Origin of the sequence: Streptococcus sp., assembly GCF_032481935.1 — a bacterium.
Lineage (GTDB): Bacteria > Bacillota > Bacilli > Lactobacillales > Streptococcaceae > Streptococcus.
In genome coordinates, this window is record NZ_JAWERU010000071.1 from 1 (window position 1) to 3,967 (window position 3,967).

At 35.3% G+C, this 3,967-nt stretch carries 6 protein-coding genes; all 6 read right to left on the bottom strand.

Annotated elements, in window-relative coordinates; genetic code table 11:
- Positions 1-172: 172 nt before the first annotated feature.
- A complete protein-coding gene (gene nusG, locus E7C97_RS09055) occupies positions 173-709 on the bottom strand; it encodes a transcription termination/antitermination protein NusG (protein ID WP_045763385.1) in 537 nt (178 codons plus the stop codon).
- A 57-nt stretch (positions 710-766) separates the two neighbouring features.
- Positions 767-943 carry a preprotein translocase subunit SecE gene (gene secE / locus E7C97_RS09060; RefSeq protein WP_001211016.1) on the bottom strand — a complete coding sequence of 59 codons (177 nt, stop codon included), beginning with the start codon at positions 941-943 and terminating at the stop codon, positions 767-769.
- A 9-nt stretch (positions 944-952) separates the two neighbouring features.
- Positions 953-1,105, bottom strand: coding sequence for a 50S ribosomal protein L33 (rpmG, locus tag E7C97_RS09065; RefSeq protein WP_001809375.1), 153 nt, complete (start codon positions 1,103-1,105; stop codon positions 953-955).
- A 232-nt stretch (positions 1,106-1,337) separates the two neighbouring features.
- Positions 1,338-2,030, bottom strand: coding sequence for a phosphoglycerate mutase (locus E7C97_RS09070; protein WP_045763384.1), 693 nt, complete (start codon positions 2,028-2,030; stop codon positions 1,338-1,340).
- A gap of 136 nt (positions 2,031-2,166) precedes the next feature.
- Positions 2,167-2,535, bottom strand: coding sequence for a hypothetical protein (locus tag E7C97_RS09075; RefSeq protein WP_049530250.1), 369 nt, complete (start codon positions 2,533-2,535; stop codon positions 2,167-2,169).
- 873 nt (positions 2,536-3,408) lie between these two features.
- Positions 3,409-3,967, bottom strand: a 559-nt coding sequence (locus E7C97_RS09080) for an LPXTG cell wall anchor domain-containing protein (protein WP_316109001.1), incomplete at its 5' end; no start/stop codon positions are given.

Consider the following 3,967-nt stretch of genomic DNA (forward strand, 5'->3'; position numbering starts at 1 on the left):
GCAGAGAAAGGGGGAAAGAGGGGCTTTGGTTTCTGTCTTGTGTTTTTTCAAGTCCAAAGTGTATCAGGAAGTATGAATACTGACATGTGAGAGTAAAAAAAGACAACTGTTTTCTCTACAGTTGTCTTTGTTTTGTAGTTTTAATTGACGAAATTTCCAAAAAAATGTCCGATTAAAGTTCTGCAATCTGGTTAAGATTTACTTCTGCAACTGTATCGTTACCAAACATTGAGATAATCATCTTGACTTTATTGTTATCAATTTCTGTAATCTTACCTGTGTAATCTGCGAAAGCACCATCAATGATGCGAACAGTTTGACCAACTTCGACATCAATATCAAATTCTTGGACAGTTTGACCCATAGAAACTAAAATATCACGAATTTCTTGTTCCAAAAGTGGAGTTGGTTTTGATCTATTACCGTGTGAGCCTACGAATCCTGTTACGTTTGGTGTGTTACGCACAACAAACCATGCTTCGTCGGTCATAACCATTTCTACAAGAACATAACCTGGAAAGCGATTTTCTTCGATTTCTTTTTTCTTTCCATTTTTTTCTACTTGCACTGTTTGTGTAGGAATTTCAACACGTAGAATATTTTCTAGCATATTGTATGTTTGTGCACGTTGCAATAGATTTTCTTTTACTTTATTTTCGTAGCCAGAATAAGTTTGTAGCACAAACCATCCTTTATCAAAACTATCCATGTTTTTTCCTTTCCTAACTGAAGAATTTCAGCGACTAGATCTTTTTCTTAGCTTATTTTAAAAAATATTAATAAAACGAATCAATCCGCTAACAATCAATTGGTCAAAAATATAAATCATCACTACAAAGAAAGCAGTGTATTCCATGATAGATTTAAAATCTAACCAACTTTCCTTGCGAGTCGGCCAAGTTGTTTCTTTAAGAAGTTTAAAAATGTCCTTAATAAAACGCATCGTTTTCTCCTATCTCGTTTCTCGGTGTGTGGTGTACTTGCCACAGTGTTTACAAAATTTATTTACTTCTAAGCGTGTTGGTTTTGGATTTCCACTAATTTTGATTGAATAGTTTCTAGAACCACAAACCGCACAGGCTAGACTTGCTTTTTTAAGTGCCATAACGCCTCCATCTTACCTATTATAACAATAAACCTCTGCTTTGACAAGTTAAATTCTTTTTTGAATTCTTAAATCTTGAACGGTAACTTCTCAAAGTAACATCCACTTGTACTAACGGTAAAACTTAGTTTGGGAATTCAGCCTTCCAAAATCTCAGCTCAAGTTTTCTTCTACCTCAGACTGTATGTTTCGAAAATCAAAAACCTAGGAATCATCCTAGGCTTTATGATGTTTATTTTCCAAGGTAGTATTCAGAAACTACGTTCAATTTTTCGTCAAATTCGAATACCAATGGTGGGAAGTTAGGGATTTCTACATCCATGATTTCATCGTCTGACAAACCTTTGATGTGTTTTACAAGAGCACGGATTGAGTTACCGTGTGCTCCTACGAATACGTTTTTACCATCTTTAAGAGCTGGAGCGATTTTATCTTCCCAGAATGGAAGGGCACGTTCCAAAGTAACTTTCAAGTTTTCAGCATCTGGGATAACTGAGTCGTCAAGTGAAGCGTAACGACGATCAGTGTGAGCTGAGTGCTCATCGTCGCGATCCATTGCTGGAGGCAATACATCGTATGAACGACGCCAGATGTGAACTTGTTCATCACCAAATTGTTCAGCTGCTTCAGCTTTGTTTTTACCAGTCAAACCACCGTAGTGACGTTCGTTCAAGCGCCATGATTTTTCAACCGGAACCCACAATTGGTCAGATGCTTCAAGAGCCAAGTTAGTTGTTTTGATTGCACGTTTCAATACTGAAGTGTAAGCTTGGTCAAACTCGATACCAGCTTCCTTGATCAATTTACCAGCGTCAATCGCTTGTTGTGTTCCTTTTTCAGACAAATCAACATCAGCCCAACCAGTGAAAAGGTTAGCTTTGTTCCATTCAGACTCACCGTGGCGAGCAAAAACCAATTTTACCATTTGATGGATACTCCTTTTATTTTCCGAGGTTTCCCTCGTTTATCTATTCTATTTTACACAATTTTTCACAAAAAAGCTAGTCAAAATCAATCAAAAAAGAGAAGAGACTTCTTGACTCTTCTCTTTTAATATAGAACTATCCTTCGATTTGGAAATGTTTTAAGCTTGACAAGTATAGCGCTCCACCAATGATGAGAATAATTCCACCGATCCATCCCAAGAACGGAATCAATGATACTACCGATCCAACGATAAATAAGATAGATGGAGCAAGTGAGATACGCTTGTCATCCTTGTAGTAGACAAGAGTGAGAATTCCTAGGATTAGAGTTGCGATTTTTACTAAAGTAAAAACAAGGAAAACAATTCCCAAAACAACTCCCGCAAAATCTTCATTTTCAGAAATAGCTGCAATCATAACGATAACGACTGGTAAAATTGCTAAAACAGCTCCTGCAATGATCCCAATAATTCCATCAACTTGTGCAAGTGTTTTTGTCTTCATAAATGTCTCCTCAAAATTCTATTTAATCGTTATTTTACCATATTTTAGTTTTTATTTAAAGTTTTTACCAGCCTGGTATGGAATTGATGATTCCTTTACTGGCTCTCTATACGAATCAAACTAGTGATATTTCAAGTTTTATAGTTCTATTTTTTACTTGTTATTTTACATTATGTTCAGTCATTCAAGTAATCCACTTATTTTTTTCATAACCTCGTGAAATATTCTCACTCAAATCAGAAACTATATCTAACTTACCTCTAATTAGTAGAGAAGTATTTATCATTAGATTTGTTGCTAATCTTTAGTATTACCCATTTATTAGTTTAGGTTATACTCATCATTTATTTTTTGATTATTCTATTATTTTTGAGGTTAACTTTAGTTACAAGTCAGTTTCATTCTCAATCTTGATTACCTTCTAAATTTTCTAACTGTTTATATTTTCTATTTTGGCGGTTTAAACCCTTATGTAAGGCTATCTGAGTTAAATATCCGTTTTCTTGTTCTATGCCTTACTCAGATTTAATTTAGTGTTCTTGATTGTTTCTGATAGAACTATACAACTACAGTGGATTGAACCTAGAATAGTACGACAAGGATTCTAAAACGTCTCTATAAATTAATTTGACTTTCCTAATCTCTTTGTTCACATCTTATTTCAATCCACTATAGTATTAATAAATTGTTGACTAATTTACATTCTGCAATTTTTCCGAGATATCGTTATCAGGAAAAAATTTTATTTATCTGACTTCAAATAATAGTAAAACTAGCCTTAAAATCAAAAAACCGTAAGAATTTCTTCTTACGGTTTTTCTAGCAGTCTCAAAGAATAATCATTCTCAGTTTTGCTTTATTTGAGCTTTTTATTTACTCTTCTTCCTCGCGTTTTTTAGCGATGAGGAGTCCTCCTGTCGCTGCTGCAAGAAGTGCTAGAGCAAGTGAAGCGCTAGATTGTTTTGTACCAGTGTTTGGTAATTCTTTAGCACCCGCTTTCTTAGCTGGTTCTTGAGCAGGTGACTCTTTAGTTGCTTCCTTAACAGCTTTCTCACTTGCAATTACTGCTACTGAGCCATCTGCAAAGGTTACAACTACTGATCCATCATTATTAACCTTGATATCTTTCGCAGTTGGGTTAGCTTTCTTAACTTCGTCGGCTACCTTAGCTTTTTCTACATCAGTCAAGTTGCTTGGATCTGTAACTGGAGTTACTGTTGGATTCTTAACTCCATCTGATTCCTTAACTTTATCATCTGATTTCTTAACTGTCTTATCTGCTGGGATAACGGCTGTGGTGCCATCTTTAAAGGTTACAACTACTGATCCATCGTTATTAACCTTGATATCTTTCGCAGTTGGGTTAGCTTTCTTAACTTCGTCGGCTACCTTAGCTTTTTCTGCATCAGTCAAGTTGCTTGGATCTGTAACT